At 50.5% G+C, this 15,101-nt stretch carries 12 protein-coding genes and 1 pseudogene; 7 read left to right on the forward strand and 6 right to left on the reverse strand.

All coding sequences use genetic code 11. From position 1 onward, the window contains the following. The first annotated feature begins 52 nt into the window (after window positions 1-52). Entirely contained in the window at window positions 53-232 is a 180-nt protein-coding gene (locus PMI17_RS00155; protein WP_007884864.1) for a hypothetical protein, read from the forward strand. 27 nt (window positions 233-259) lie between these two features. Here the strand turns inward: PMI17_RS00155 and PMI17_RS00160 are convergent, their stop codons facing one another. After that, the gene (locus PMI17_RS00160) at window positions 260-1,036 is read right to left on the reverse strand and encodes a DUF3750 domain-containing protein (RefSeq protein ID WP_007884866.1); all 777 of its coding nucleotides are present in this window, start codon (window positions 1,034-1,036) and stop codon (window positions 260-262) included. Window positions 1,037-1,246: 210 nt separating this feature from the next. Further along, window positions 1,247-2,275, reverse strand: a pseudogene (locus PMI17_RS00165) (IS630 family transposase). A gap of 735 nt (window positions 2,276-3,010) precedes the next feature. On the opposite strand from PMI17_RS00165, the gene PMI17_RS00170 reads away from it, so the two are divergent. Next, complete coding sequence (locus PMI17_RS00170) at window positions 3,011-3,793, forward strand: dTDP-4-amino-4,6-dideoxyglucose formyltransferase (protein ID WP_007884868.1); 783 nt, start codon at window positions 3,011-3,013, stop codon at window positions 3,791-3,793. 1,697 nt (window positions 3,794-5,490) lie between these two features. After that, the gene (locus PMI17_RS25815) at window positions 5,491-5,598 is read left to right on the forward strand and encodes an IS3 family transposase (protein ID WP_369751401.1); all 108 of its coding nucleotides are present in this window, start codon (window positions 5,491-5,493) and stop codon (window positions 5,596-5,598) included. Between the two features lie 72 nt (window positions 5,599-5,670). Here the strand turns inward: PMI17_RS25815 and guaA are convergent, their stop codons facing one another. Together guaA and guaB are read right to left on the reverse strand one after the other, a co-directional pair. Then, window positions 5,671-7,251, reverse strand: coding sequence for a glutamine-hydrolyzing GMP synthase (guaA, locus tag PMI17_RS00180; protein ID WP_007884870.1), 1,581 nt, complete (start codon window positions 7,249-7,251; stop codon window positions 5,671-5,673). 72 nt (window positions 7,252-7,323) lie between these two features. After that, a complete protein-coding gene (guaB, locus tag PMI17_RS00185; RefSeq protein WP_007884873.1) occupies window positions 7,324-8,790 on the reverse strand; it encodes an IMP dehydrogenase in 1,467 nt (488 codons plus the stop codon). A gap of 169 nt (window positions 8,791-8,959) precedes the next feature. Here guaB and xseA point away from each other — a divergent pair, with 169 nt between their 5' ends. The 4 genes from xseA (at window position 8,960) to PMI17_RS24565 (ending at window position 12,003) form a co-directional block, all read left to right on the forward strand. After that, the gene (gene xseA, locus PMI17_RS00190; RefSeq protein WP_007884875.1) at window positions 8,960-10,330 is read left to right on the forward strand and encodes an exodeoxyribonuclease VII large subunit; all 1,371 of its coding nucleotides are present in this window, start codon (window positions 8,960-8,962) and stop codon (window positions 10,328-10,330) included. 50 nt (window positions 10,331-10,380) lie between these two features. Beyond that, complete coding sequence (locus PMI17_RS00195; RefSeq protein ID WP_007884877.1) at window positions 10,381-11,406, forward strand: M4 family metallopeptidase; 1,026 nt, start codon at window positions 10,381-10,383, stop codon at window positions 11,404-11,406. Then, a complete protein-coding gene (locus PMI17_RS00200) occupies window positions 11,391-11,717 on the forward strand; it encodes a protealysin inhibitor emfourin (protein WP_007884879.1) in 327 nt (108 codons plus the stop codon). Before PMI17_RS00195 ends, PMI17_RS00200 begins: the two co-directional genes overlap by 16 nt. Before the next feature lie 103 nt (window positions 11,718-11,820). After that, window positions 11,821-12,003, forward strand: a complete 183-nt coding sequence (locus PMI17_RS24565) for a general stress protein (RefSeq protein WP_045814915.1) — start codon at window positions 11,821-11,823, stop codon at window positions 12,001-12,003. 84 nt (window positions 12,004-12,087) lie between these two features. Here PMI17_RS24565 and PMI17_RS00205 read toward each other — a convergent pair whose 3' ends face one another. Both PMI17_RS00205 and PMI17_RS24570 read right to left on the reverse strand, forming a co-directional pair. Further along, the gene (locus PMI17_RS00205; RefSeq protein WP_007884881.1) at window positions 12,088-14,526 is read right to left on the reverse strand and encodes a glucose/quinate/shikimate family membrane-bound PQQ-dependent dehydrogenase; all 2,439 of its coding nucleotides are present in this window, start codon (window positions 14,524-14,526) and stop codon (window positions 12,088-12,090) included. Window positions 14,527-14,853: 327 nt separating this feature from the next. Beyond that, entirely contained in the window at window positions 14,854-15,081 is a 228-nt protein-coding gene (locus PMI17_RS24570; protein ID WP_007884882.1) for a zinc ribbon domain-containing protein, read from the reverse strand. Between the last annotated feature and the right edge of the window lie 20 nt (window positions 15,082-15,101).

Consider the following 15,101-nt stretch of genomic DNA (forward strand, 5'->3'; position numbering starts at 1 on the left):
AGTGAAGTACATATAAACTCTGTAAATATCACTGACCTGATGGAGAAAAAGCATGTTTAAGGTGGATGATTTTGTACAGTCGAAGACCGGTGGCCCGAAGATGCAGGTGCTGCGCGTGGAAGGCGATATGCTATGGTGTGCTCGCGTTGACGATCACATCAAACGAGAAATTGAAGTCCGAGCCGATACCGTGAATCTGTATCACGAAGACGGCGATTTCGGCGTCTGCTAAAAAAATGGCCCCATTTCGGGGCCATTTTTACGGATTGTCGCGCTGAACATTATTCTGCCCGATGCCACCGATAAATGGCAGACGCAGCCTGAATGGGGTGAAATCCAGTCCCATATTCAGACCCAGCACATTCACCTCTAATCCCTCTTCCGCTCCCACCGTTACGCCAAGCACACCGAGTACAGAGAGCTGTACGCCGCGTCCTGAAGGCGGTAACCCCACCGGATTCAGCAGTGAGCGATAATCCTTGCCGAGCGCATTGGCTGGCAGATCCAGTTTCAGTGCGGGCACTTCACGGCCAATATGCGCCATAAAGGTATTGCTGTTGGGCCCCGGCCAGGCGTGATAGGTAGTTGGCCATGGATACGATTTAATCGCCGCTTCGATCTGCGGAATCATCGCCTGTGCCGCGCTGCCGCGATGATCTACCAGCAGACGTGGCCTGGCACCGTACCAATAGCCATCCGGCAGATTACTGTTACGCCGCACTTTATCGCCGCTGCCCCAGCTGATGACTTCATAGCGATTGTAGTGGGTCTCCCCGGCGCGCTTGAAGATAATCCACGGATGCACCGCCACTGCGCCTTTCCAGCCATACGTTGGCGCGGCATAGACCTGTACGATAGCTTCGGATGCGTAACGCTGGGGATCGGGTGCGATACCGGCAGAATCGCGTCGGGCGGACGCCCAGCCGCCGCGTTCCGACGTTAACTCACCACCACGCGTTGCCTGCGCCAGACTGGCGCCTAATGAGAGCATGATGATGCATAGAAAAGAGATCAGTACGGCTTTGAAAGGCAACATCGACGGCATCCTGATGAGTAAAAATCACTCACTATATTGCAACGAAAGGGGCGAGTTTGTATTCACGAACTATGCTGTAAATTCGCCCCAAACTAAGATGCATTTTTCGCATAATCTTTTGCAGGGTTATTTTATCATGGTGAATTTTTCGATAAATAATTATTAAAACAAGATCATTATACTTAGCCTAAATATCTATGCCTAATACCGCTACACTTTTGCCAAACCATGTTTCCCTCCCGGGAATAGACTGACTTTTTCATAAAGTGGTGAACCTTTCTCAGTAACTGCCACATTGAACGGCACTGGTGATTACGCGATATCGCGTCGTGAAGTGCCTGCCAAAACCGCTCAACGTGGTTCACCAATTGCGAGTAAACCGGCTCATAAATCCCCCTAAACTGCGTATTGGCTTTCAGCCAGCACTGGACTTCATGACTTTTGTGAATAATGTAATTATCTACGATAAGCGTGATGGTTTCTTGCCCGTCGGCATGTCGATTTAACATGCCTTAACAGGCTGATAAATAACGATTAACTTTTGCTGTTGCCACTAACATAGCTGACTTTACCCGTTCCGCTGTGCAGTGCTCCGGCTAGATAATACTTTTTATTCTGCCCCTGCGTTACCACGCATTATTATCGTCCACGCAACTGCCAGTCTGCACAGATTTTGGGATTGAGGTGGATAGCCACTTCGTCTTCGTAAAATACCGGATGTTCTGTGCTGCATTCGTCCAGCGCAGTGCGGATGAACGCCATCTTTTCATCTTTATTCCGGTCACTTACTCGCAGCGTTGGCACTGCCCTGCGCCACACAAGCCCGGCAGCAGGCAGCCAGCGACGAACAGTTCCAACATGTAACTGATATCCAGTTATCTCATTTATTATTATTTACAGCAGTTGTGTACTCCAATTTGAACGCTATAGCCAAAATCGCCGGGAGAATGCTTTATCAGTTCACGTAACAGTGTGCAAATGCTCAAACGGCCAGCGACAGGAACACCCTGCGGGTAAGGGTTTCAGGCCTTCGACACCTGACAGCGTAAACCCCTAATCCAGCAATCGATGGATGAACGTGCGCAGCAAAGCATTCTGGTAACACCGCTGACAGAGTCTCCCAGTCCAAAATCAGCATGGCAGTGAGTCTGCGGGCATGATTTTTTTATCGCACGTTTTATGGATATTTTTCTGCATAAGGCGTCGTTCGATACGGGATATTGGTGCTTTGATGGGCATAGCTCAGTCCGGTTGGTGATCTGTTTTGATTTGGCGATTGATCAGATTGCATAATCCGGGCTGAGTTCCCTTTAAATGTTCTACTATTCGGCGAAGCTATTTAAATATAAAATTTATGGATGACTTTTTGATCCCTCCTCACTTAGACATGATGTAAGGTTAATGATGGTATCAAAAGCAAAACGTGAAACTTATCTTTTTTATTGTTACAATCAATTATTGAAAAAATACACATCCAATAGTTATGCCTTTCTCATCGCAAAACACCTTACAAACACAGCTCATTAAGAAATAAAAAATCATTACACATGTGTAATAACTTCAACCATCACAGCCCAATAGATAAAAATATTAAAACCATATTAAATTAAAAAACCATTAAAACGCCCAGTAAGAAAATAACACACAATAACTACACTAAAATGTTATTTTAAACACAAACCATTAGAAGTGGAGAAGCTCAGGAAAAGAAGAGCTGCTTAAACAGTATATTTTCACTCAAAATCCACACATTCAGTAAAGTATCGCACATCAATATAATAACACACCTTACTTTTCTTCAATTAAGATTAATTTATAAACATAATACTTTCACCTTTTGAAAATTAATAACTGTACAAATAAATTTTGTATTAGCATGCGATAACGGCTATAATTCCATAATTGCTAAAAATCACTCCCCATATAACTTTCTAATAGTAAAATAATTTTACATCTTGATGAGAGGCTACGATAATGAACTACCACATTAACATAAATACTACAAAGGATTACCTAAGACGTCCAATCGAAAGATTACTTGTTGTTTCTGAGAACCAAGAGCTTTCACTTTATTTAAAAAATGAGCTTGGGAAAATAGTCTTTGAGCATCCTTTGAAAGTTGACTTCTGCTATACTTCTTTTAATTCGAGCCCTCAACAGATGATTGAAATTGGTGCAAAGAAAGTAAATGTTAAGGATGAAAAAACAATTGAATCAATAATTCAAAACTATGATATGGTTTTTAGTCTGCATTGCAAACAAATATTCCCGAACCGACTTGTGGAGAATGTATGTTGCATTAATTTCCACCCGGGACTAAACCCTTATAATAGAGGCTGGTATCCCCAAGCCTTTTCCATTATCAATGGCTTACCTATTGGTTCAACCATTCACTTAATGGATGCAGAAGTAGATCATGGCGAAATTATCTCGCAGAAAGAAGTTGAAATAGATATCTCAGACACCTCGTTAGAAGTTTATAGAAAAGTAATAGAAACAGAGAAGAAACTTATACAAGAAAATATATATAACATCATTGAAAATAAATTTATCACAACAAAACCAAAAAAAGATGGAAACTATAACGGAATCAAAGATTACAATAAACTATGTGAGCTAAATTTAACATCAGAAGGTTCACTTGGTGAACACTTGAAATTATTGCGCGCAACCACCCACGGAAGTTTTAAAAATGCTTATTTCATTGATAACGGAAAGAAATATTATGTTAAAATTGTTATAGAAGAAGATCAATGAAATCCATTTCATAACATCATAAATACTGGATATAGCGAAGTCGTTCTCTGAGCAGTAGCTACTTTGTTACATCCAGTAAATAATTAACACTCTCCAAAAAAAGCATAAAAACGCCATAGGTCACTTATTTAATCAACCCCGCATTATTAATCATTAAGACCAAACACCTTCTATTTTAAAACCCTCAGATAACATCAAATATAAAATATAACCCACAAAACCAACTCCAAAAATATTTATGCTTTCCTAACACTCACCACTGCCATAATTATCTTGACCTCTATTTCACCAAAATATGGATGTAAATATTTTTTTATTTTCATTGCATACCTTTAACACTAGAGTTGACTAAAACTTCGGGTTTATAAAATATATATAATTTAATCAACATGAATAAATATAAAAAAACCGCATTTATGGTGCTGCGCTCCAAAAATTGAACACCCAACTGATTAAGGTGCAGTTTTTATGAGCAGTCCCAAATTCTCACTTGAGCTACGGCTTACCGCCGTGGGGCATTATCTTTTAGTAAGACGGTTTTCGCGAAGCTGCCGCGTATTTTGGCATCGGGCACACGGCTCTAAGCAGGTGGGTGACAGCTCACAAACTTAATGGTCTCGATGGACTGACCTGGAAGACCGTCCAATACTCACCCGAGTTCATACTCAGCGATGTTATGGCAGTTTTCATTGACCAACTTTCCCTTCGTGAAGCTGCGGCCAAATTCAATCTCTCCAGTGAAAGCACTGTTCATTAGTGCGTTAAAAACTACCAATTAGCGGTTGCAGATGCTTTTCTCGACCGGACATCAGTAAGACAACCTTTGAAAGTGACATTAATCCGCAACCAACCACTGCCGTTATTCCAGCTGAACAAATGACATAAGAGCAGAAACTGGCTGAAATTCTTCTCCATGTGTAGGTAGAGTGTCTAAAAAAACTCAATGCCTCAGCTCCGTAAAAAATCGGCAAAAGCGCAGAAAATCTCTGATCTGAGGCAAAAGCACGACCTGAGTGATCTGCTCCGGGCGGCAGGAGTGGCGCGGAGTACGTTTCATTACAGCGAAAAAGTCATGAGGCGTGCGGGAAAATATCAGAATATTCAGGAAAAAATTATTGCGATTATCGCTGTCATAAAGCCGGTATGGTTATCCCCGCATCACCTTGCTCTCAGACGCTGTGGTTTTCTAATTAATCGAAAAACTGTTCCGCAGCTGATGGGGGAAAGGTCCCCGACGGCGGCAATCCGCGTAAAAAATATCGCTCCTGGTAAGACTTGGTAGGAACTGTTGCACCCAATATACTCTACCGCAACTATTGCGCCGACAAGCCAAACGAGAAGTGAGTAACAGATGTCACTGAGTTAACTTTATTTGTCTCTTGACACTGCAGGGCGTATTCAACGGAGAGGACATCTCTTACAACCTGTTTGAAAGGCTAGTGATGGGTGTCATGTAAATAGCATGCTGGTAAAGGCTTTACTGAGGCTGGGTGTTGGTGAAAAACGATTACTTCACTCAGACCACGGATGGCAATATCAGATGTCTGCCTATCAGGAAAAGTTGAGAACTCAGGGCGTGGTAAAGCATGTCGAAAAAAGGGAATTGCCTGGATTAGGCGATGGCTGAAAGTTTTTTAGGCACGTTTAAAACAGAGTGTCTTTATCTTAGTAAATACAAAAATATCAAATAGATAAGGCTGGGCGTTGACGAATTTACCCATTATTACAACCATGAACCTATCAGTCCGAGACTGAAAGGCCAGAGTCCGATGGTGTACCGAACTCTGGCCTTGAAAGCCGCTTAACATGTACTATCCAACTTTATGGGGGAATTACATTAAGCGGGCTTCGTTTTTACGCATGACTCAGAGTCGGATTTATTCCCACTCAATCGTCGCAGGTGGTTTACCCGAAATATCATAAACCACGCGGGAAATGCCGTTCACTTCGTTGATGATGCGGTTGGAGACGCGGCCGAGGAAATCGTACGGCAGGTGCGCCCAATGTGCGGTCATGAAGTCGATGGTTTCTACTGCACGCAGTGAAACCACCCAATCGTATTTACGACCGTCGCCCATCACGCCGACAGAACGCACCGGCAGGAATACGGTGAATGCCTGGCTGACTTTGTTGTACAGGTCGGCTTTATGCAGCTCTTCAATGAAGATAGCATCGGCACGGCGCAGCAGATCGCAATACTCTTTCTTCACTTCGCCCAGCACGCGTACGCCCAAACCTGGACCCGGGAACGGGTGTCGATACAGCATGTCGTACGGCAGGCCGAGTTCCAGACCAATTTTGCGCACTTCATCTTTGAACAGCTCTTTCAGCGGCTCAACCAGGCCCATCTTCATCTCTTTTGGCAAACCGCCCACGTTATGGTGCGATTTGATCACGTGCGCTTTGCCGGTCGCAGAAGCGGCAGATTCGATCACGTCAGGATAGATGGTGCCCTGCGCCAGCCACTTCACGTCTTCCAGACGCAGTGCTTGCTCGTCGAATACTTCTACGAACACGCGGCCGATGATTTTACGCTTGGCTTCAGGATCGTTCTCGCCCGCCAACGCATCAAGGAAACGCGCTTCAGCCGCAACGTGTACGATGTTCAGGCCGAAGTGGTCGCCGAACATGTCCAGTACCTGCTCAGCTTCATTCAGACGCAGCAGACCGTTATCGACGAACACGCAGGTCAGGCGATCGCCGATGGCGCGGTGCAGCAGCATCGCGGTCACGGAAGAGTCGACGCCGCCAGACAGGCCGAGGATAACTTTATCGTTGCCAACCTGCTGACGAATACGCTCAACCGCGTCTTCGATGATTTTGGCTGGCGTCCACAGCGCTTCACAGCCGCAGATGTCACGAATAAAACGCTCCAGCATACGCAGCCCCTGACGCGTGTGCGTCACTTCCGGGTGGAACTGCACGCCGTAGAATTTCTTCTCTTCGTTAGCCATGATGGCGAACGGACAGGTTTCAGTGCTGGCAACGGTTTCAAAACCGGCTGGGATGGCGGTGACTTTGTCGCCGTGGCTCATCCATACGTCCAGCAGCGGTTTTCCTGCTGCGCTAATCGCATCTTCGATGTCACGCACCAGCGCGCTCTGGGTCAGCACTTCTACCTGCGCATAACCAAACTCACGCTCGTTGGAGCCTTCAACCTTGCCACCCAGCTGCATCGCCATGGTCTGCATGCCATAGCAGACGCCCAGTACCGGCACACCGGCGTTGAACACATATTCCGGCGCACGTGGGCTGTTCTGCTCGGTGGTGCTTTCCGGACCGCCAGAGAGGATGATGCCGTTCGGGTTGAACTGGCGAATTTGCTCTTCGGTGACATCCCACGCCCAGAGTTCGCAGTAGACGCCCAGCTCACGCACGCGGCGCGCCACCAGCTGCGTATACTGAGAACCAAAATCGAGGATCAAAATACGATGTTTATGAATATTTTCAGTCGTCATTGAGGCGTTTCCATTGGGATGGACTTAATAATAAAAGCGCCCGGCTGGTGCCGGGCGCTAAATTTTACGGGATTATGAACCCATGCGGTAGTTTGGTGACTCTTTGGTGATGGTCACGTCATGCACGTGGCTTTCGTTGATGCCCGCGCCGCTGATGCGCACGAACTCCGCTTTGGTGCGCAGATCGTCGATGGTGCCGCAACCGGTCAAGCCCATGCAAGAGCGCAGGCCACCCATCTGCTGGTGCACGATCTCTTTCAGGCGGCCTTTATAAGCAACGCGACCTTCAATACCTTCCGGTACCAGTTTGTCAGCGGCGTTATCGCTCTGGAAGTAACGGTCTGAAGAGCCTTTGGACATCGCGCCCAGTGAACCCATTCCGCGATAAGACTTGAACGAACGGCCCTGATATAGCTCGATTTCGCCCGGAGACTCTTCGGTGCCGGCCAGCATTGAACCGACCATCACTGCTGCTGCACCTGCGGCGATCGCTTTAGCGATGTCGCCAGAGAAGCGGATACCGCCGTCAGCGATAACCGGAATCCCGGTGCCTTCCAGCGCAGTAACCGCGTCAGAAACCGCAGTAATTTGTGGCACGCCGACACCGGTAACGATACGCGTGGTACAGATTGAACCAGGACCGATACCGACTTTCACCGCGCTCACACCCGCTTCAGCCAGCGCCAATGCACCTGCGCCGGTCGCCACGTTGCCGCCGATGATTTCCAGGTTCGGGTATTTTGCACGGGTTTCACGGATACGCTGCAGCACGCCTTCTGAGTGGCCGTGTGATGAGTCAATCAGCAGCACGTCAACACCGGCAGCAACCAGCGCATCAACGCGCTCTTCGTTGCCTGCACCCGCACCAACCGCTGCGCCGACGCGCAGGCGACCTTCCGCATCTTTACAGGCGTTAGGTTTACGTTCGGCTTTCTGGAAATCTTTAACGGTAATCATGCCCAGCAGGTGGAAGCTGTCATCCACAACCAGCGCTTTCTCAACACGCTTTTCGTGCATTTTGTGCAGCACCACTTCACGCGCTTCGCCTTCCTTAACGGTAACCAGACGCTCTTTCGGTGTCATCACCGCAGAAACCGGCAGCGTCAGGTCAGTGACAAAACGCACGTCACGACCGGTGATGATCCCCACTAGCTCGTTCTCGGTGTTCACCACAGGATAGCCAGCAAAACCGTTACGTTCGGTCAGCTCTTTTACCGCCGCCAGCGCGGTGGTTGGCAGCACGGTTTGTGGATCGGTAACGACGCCACTTTCGTGTTTTTTCACCTTACGAACTTCATCCGCCTGGCGCTCAATTGACATGTTTTTATGGATAAAGCCCAAACCCCCTTCCTGCGCCAGCGCAATAGCCAGACCCGCTTCAGTTACGGTGTCCATTGCAGCGGAGAGCATTGGGATGTTCAGACGAATGTTTTTTGTCAGTTGCGTGCTGAGATCAGCGGTGTTGGGTAAGACAGTGGAGTGAGCGGGAACGAGCAGAACGTCGTCAAATGTGAGGGCTTCTTTCGCGATTCTTAACATTGCAATATCTCCACCTGGGGGCGATTAAAACAGATAAAATATTGCCGCGGCATTATACAGGCCGAAACCGATTGCCTCCAGTGTTTTTTCAGAAAAAGTCTTGATCCTCCGGGTGAGCAATGTAGTATCGGTTGATTAACCCTCTGATTTAAAATTTGATCTACATCACATGTCGCTACCGCCAACCGCCAATATTTTTACTGTCAGCCGCCTGAACACCACGGTGCGCCAACTGCTGGAAAATGAGATGGGCCTGGTATGGCTCAGCGCTGAGATCTCGAATTTTACCCAGCCCTCTTCCGGCCATTGGTACTTCACGTTGAAGGATGATGGTGCGCAAGTACGCTGCGCGATGTTCCGCAATAGCAATCGTCGCGTCACCTTCCGTCCTCAGCATGGTCAGCAAGTTTTAGTACGCGCCAGTATCACGCTGTATGAGCCGCGTGGCGATTATCAGCTGATTATCGAAAGCATGCATCCGGCGGGCGAAGGCTTGCTGCAGCAGCAGTTCGAACAGCTGAAAGCGCGTTTAGCCGCAGAGGGCTTGTTCGATCAGCAGTTCAAACAGCCGCTGCCGGATCCGGCGCGTCAGGTGGGCGTGATTACCTCCGCCACCGGCGCGGCGCTGCACGACGTGCTGCGCGTGCTGCATCGACGCGATCCGTCATTGCCGGTGATCATCTATCCTACGGCGGTGCAAGGCGTGGATGCGCCCGCTGGCATTGTGCGAGCCATCGAGTTGGCCAACCAGCGTGAAGAGTGTGACGTGCTGATTGTTGGCCGTGGCGGCGGTTCGCTGGAAGATTTGTGGAGCTTCAATGACGAACGCGTGGCACGGGCGATTTTTGCCAGCCGCCTGCCAATCGTCAGCGCCGTTGGCCATGAAACCGATGTCACCATCGCCGACTTCGTTGCGGATTTACGTGCGCCAACGCCTTCTGCGGCGGCTGAGCTGGTGAGCCGTAATCAGCTGGAACTGGTGCGCCGTTTGCAGTCGCAGCAGCAGCGCATGGAGATGGCGATGGATTTTTATCTGGCACAGCAGCAGCGTCGCTTTACCCGCATCCAGCACCGATTACAGCAGCAGCATCCGCAGCTGCGTCTGGCACGTCAACAAACCGCACTGTTTCAGCTGCAGCGCCGTCTTGGCGAAGCGATGGATCAGCGTATGCGCGTAGCGAATCGTCAGCAGGATCGCCTGCTGCAGCGTCTCAACGCACAGCAACCGCAGGGACGGATTCTGCGCGCTCAGCAGCAGCTCCAGCAGTGGCACTATCGTCTGCAACAGGGCATGGAAAAACAGCTTAATCACAATCGTCAGCGCTTTGGCACATTAGCCGCACAGTTGGAAGGCGTAAGCCCTTTGGCGACGCTGGCGCGTGGATTCAGCGTCACCACCGATACGCAAGGTCAGGTGGTGAAGAGAACTCAGCAGCTCAGCAAAGGTGATTTGCTGCGTACCCGACTGGATGATGGCTGGGTGGAAAGTCAGGTTACCGCGCTTGAACCGCAGAAATCCCGGGGCCGTAAAGCGCGTTGATAGGATGAAAACTATACTTTTGACATAATCATTTATGATCAGGAGTTAGTATGCCTTTTAGCGTTATTCCTCCCTACATGCTGCGCAATATCATTGATAACTGCACCGGTGCGCAGCAAGACTATGCGCGCCGCACTCTCACCCACGTGCAACACTTGATGGAGAAACACAGCCATCAAGCCACCAGCGCCGCCATTGCCAAACCAGGCACCGTTCAGCGCGCAATCTACGACGCCGAAGGCACGCAAAATCTCCCCGGCACGTTAATCCGCACGGAAGGCCAGCCGAAAAATGACGATGTCGCCGCCCAGGAAGCCTGGGATTATCTCGGCATTACCTACGATTTCTTTTGGCAAATCTACCAACGTAATTCGCTCGACAACAAAGGCCTCAAACTCGATGGCACCGTGCATTACGGCAAGGAGTACCAGAATGCCTTTTGGAACGGCCAGCAGATGGTATTTGGCGATGGTGATGGCCAGATATTTAATCGCTTCACCATCGCACTCGATGTGGTGGCGCACGAACTGACGCATGGCGTAACGGAAACCGAAGCCGGGCTGATTTACTTCCAGCAGGCAGGCGCGCTGAACGAATCAATGTCGGATGTTTTTGGCTCACTGGTGAAGCAGTTTCATCTTAAGCAGAGCGCCGATCAGGCTGACTGGATCATCGGCGAGGGTTTACTGGCGGGTGGGATTAATGGCCGCGGGTTGCGCTCAATGTCGTCACCCGGCACCGCCTACGACGATCCGGTGCTGGGAAAAGATCCGCAACCCGCCAATATGGATCACTACATTGAGACGCGGGACGATAACGGCGGCGTGCATCTTAATTCTGGCATTCCCAATCGCGCATTTTATCTCGCGGCTAAAGCGCTGGGCGGCTTTGCCTGGGAAATCGCGGGCCAGGCGTGGTACGACACGTTATGCGATAAAACGCTGCCGCAGGATGCCGATTTCAGCACCTTTGCCCGCTTCACCGTGCAGCACGCCAAACAACGATTTAACACTTCAGTGGCGGAGAGCATTCAATCCGCCTGGCAGCAGGTGGGCGTAACGTGGACATCCAACTGACCGATGACGCTGTCATTAAACTGGCGCGTGAAGGCGGTATCGCCTTTATCCCTAAGCTACGCGGAGAACGACGCTTTGCCTTGTCAGAGCTGCCAGAACCGCAAAAACAGCGGGTTTGTGAAGTACTAGAACAGGCCATGCCCCTTGGCGAACCGGAAGATCAGGCGGCAAATATCGGTCGTGGCGATCAGCGCTATTACCGTATTCAAATCACCTACGCTACCCACCGCGAGGCGGGAACTTTGGTGCTGTTAATTCCTGAGCAACTCGCGCCACCTGAGTTGCAATCTCTCTGGCGCGACGGGGAATAGGTTATAAGAGATCTCTCAAGGAAAGTCATAACTGATTGACTATACTCATTATGTGGCTAGCTAGTCCACGTCGAAGAAAACACCCTTAGATGAGGTCTCTGCTATGACACAAAAAAAGCAACGAGGTGGTGCCGGGAACTTTGCAGAGGACCCGGAGCGCGCCAGGGAAGCAGGTAGCGCTGGCGGCAAAGTCAGCGGGGGTAATTTCAGAAACGATCCTGAAAGAGCCAGGGAAGCTGGAAGAAAAGGAGGTCAAAAAAGCCGCCGCCCTTCCAAGCAGCAGTGAATAAGGTACCTTGAGGGATAAAGTGCGCTAAGGATGGTAAAAAAAAGGCCGACATCATGATGTCGGCCTTTCTCATTAGGGCACTTACTTGCTGTCTGGCAGCGCGTAAGCAATCACGTAATCACCACGGTCTGGTGACTGACGTGCGCCGCCCGCAGAGATCAGGATGTACTGTTTGCCAGTTTTCGGCGATACATAGCTGATTGGACCGCCCTGGCTGCCGACTGGCAGACGTGCTTTCCACACTTCTTTACCGGTTGAGCTATCGAACGCGCGCAGATAGTAATCTTGCGTTCCGGCGATGAACACCAGGCCGCCCTGCGTCGCCAGCGTACCGCCCAAGGTCGGCATACCAATTGGCATTTTCGCGCGCATTTTGATACCAAACGGACCGGTATCCTGCACGGTACCCACTGGCACCTGCCAAACGATTTGGCGGGTTTTCATATCAATCGCCGACAGCGTACCGAACGGCGGTGCCTGGCACGGAATGCCCAGTGGCGACATGAAGCGGTTTTTGTTTACCGCGTACGGTGTGCCTTTCAGCGGAACCGCACCCATGCCGGTGTTGATCGCTTCACCACCATTGCTGGCCGCAGTTTTGCTGGTGTCTTGCGGCACCATCTGTACCCACAGACCCAGACGCATGTCGTTAACGAACATATACTGGTTGTTCGGATCAAACGAGATACCACCCCAGTTCATACCGCCCAGTGAACCTGGGAAGCTGAGAGATTTATCGGTATCCGGCACGGTGAACAGACCATCGTAACGCATGCCTTTAAAGGCGATGCGGCACGCCAGCTGGTCAAACGGTGTTGCACCCCACATATCCGCTTCAGTCAGCTTCTGATTGCCAATGTTTGGCATCTCCACCGAGTGCGGCTGCGTTTTGGTGTACTGCTCGTTCGGAATGTGGCCCTGCGGCATCGGCAGCTCTTCAACTTTGGTCAAAGGCTTGCCCGTCAGGCGGTCCAGCACCCAAATCATGCCGGTTTTCGCCCCGATGACCACGGCTGGCTTAGTGGTGCCATCCTTCATCGGGAAGTCTACCAGGCTCGGCTGCATTGGCAGGTCGAAGTCCCACAGATCGTTATGCACGGTCTGATACACCCACTTCTGCTTACCGGTGGTGGCATCCAGCGCCAGAATTGATGCGCCGTAGGTGTGATCCAGTTTAGTACGGTTCGCACCCCACAGATCGACAGACGGGCTCCCCATCGGCAGGAACACGGTGTTCATCGCTGGATCGTAGGACATAGGTGCCCACGAGTTCGGCGTACTACGCGTGTAGTCTTTACCCGGCATTAACACCGCATTAGGATCGTCGTTGCCTGGGTCAAACGCCCAACGCATCTGGCCAGTGATCACGTCAAAACCACGCAGCACGCCGCCTGGCATGTCAGTCTGCACGTTATCCGCGACGCGACCGCCAACCACAACGGTGGTTCCGGCCATCGCTGGAGGCGAAGTCAGCTGATATTGCGGATCTGGCGCTTTGCCCAGACCGGTTTTCAGATCAACCACACCGTGCGTACCGAAGCTGTCACACAGCTCACCGTTATCGGCGTTAATCGCAATCAGGCGCGCGTCAATGGTGTTCATCAGAATACGGCGCTGGCAGGTATCACCCGCCGGCAGCACAGCTGCAGTAACCGGCGTTGAACCCGGCTGCGTAGGCTGCTGCAGCGGTTTGGTCGCATCGAAATACGCTAAGCCACGGCAGCGGTTCCATACTTCCGCCTGAGCGTTAATTTCGCGTTTCCAGATCTGCTTACCGCTGTCTGCGGCTACCGCAATCACGTTGTTGTGTGGCGTGCACAGATAAAGCGTGTTGCCGATTTGCAGCGGAGTCTGCTGATCTTCCGCACCGTTACCGGTTGGGCTGATTGGCGTATCACCCGTGTGGAACGTCCAGGCAACCTGCAGATCTTTTACGTTGTCGCGCGTGATTTGATCGATGGCTGCGAAACGGTCGCCACCTGGCGTACGGCCATAGCTGCTCCAGTCCTGCTGTGGTTTCGATTTATCAACAGGAATCAGCGGCAGCTGTTTACCGTCAAACGCGACGGTAGGATGCGGCTGGAACATCTGCACGAAGGTTGCCACCATGCCTACCGCGATAACCGCCGACAACACGTAAGAAACTTTCGCCAGAGAGCTTTTGCCTTCGCGTTTACGCAGTGCTGGCCAGGTAATGAATGCCAGCAGCATCAAGCCAGCCGGAACCATCAGGCGTGATACCAGCGGCCAGAAATGCCAGCCAGCATCAAACAGTGACCAAATCAGCGTACCGGCAAACACCAGGATGAACAGGGTGACGGCAGATGATTTGCGACGGAAGAACTGAATGGCCGACAGCAACATAGCGATACCGGCGATGAGGAAGTACCAGCTGCCGCCCAGCGCTACCAACTTGCCGCCGCCGATAGCGAAGAACAAGCCGATTGCCAGCAGGACCAGGCCTAACAGTACAGACCAGATGCTCAGCCCTTTGCCGGGACGAGCGGAATTTTCTGCCATAACAAAAACTCTCCTGAAAAAATAACGCGCTGGTGCCGGTAAGCCTGAGGCAGCCGGTATTGAGGCTCCTGCCGAAGCGGGAGACAAGACATATCCGTTACGCTTTATTTTAATCTATTGGTACGGGAGCAAGGCCCGTGATTCGTCGCTTGTGAGCGGGGACACAATGCAGATGAGAGTGATTCTCGCCCCAAGGCGGCAGGATTGTACCACCTGGTACAATAAAAAGTGAATATCCATAACGCAGCAGTTACTGGTTAATAGCATTTTTGCTACAAAACCAGTCGTAACCCATTAATAACTATGACGGCGTGCGGCGAAAAATTGTTACTGAGCAGTGAGGTCGGGGACGAATTCGACACGCTTCTTCGAGATCAGACCGTCACCGTGCTGACAAAAGTAATTAACCGCTCCACAAGCTTTTAGCACCTGCAGCGGTTGATGGCAGTCGGGGCATAACGCCAGATGCGCAAAATGGCTGGCACAGTGAGCACACATAAAACCATCTGGGTTGTGAGTAAGCGGTTGCTGGCAGTTGGGGCAAGGGATGTTCATCGATCCTCCGACATAAAAAA

Source organism: Pantoea sp. GM01 (assembly GCF_000282675.1).
Lineage (GTDB): Bacteria > Pseudomonadota > Gammaproteobacteria > Enterobacterales > Enterobacteriaceae > Pantoea > Pantoea nemavictus.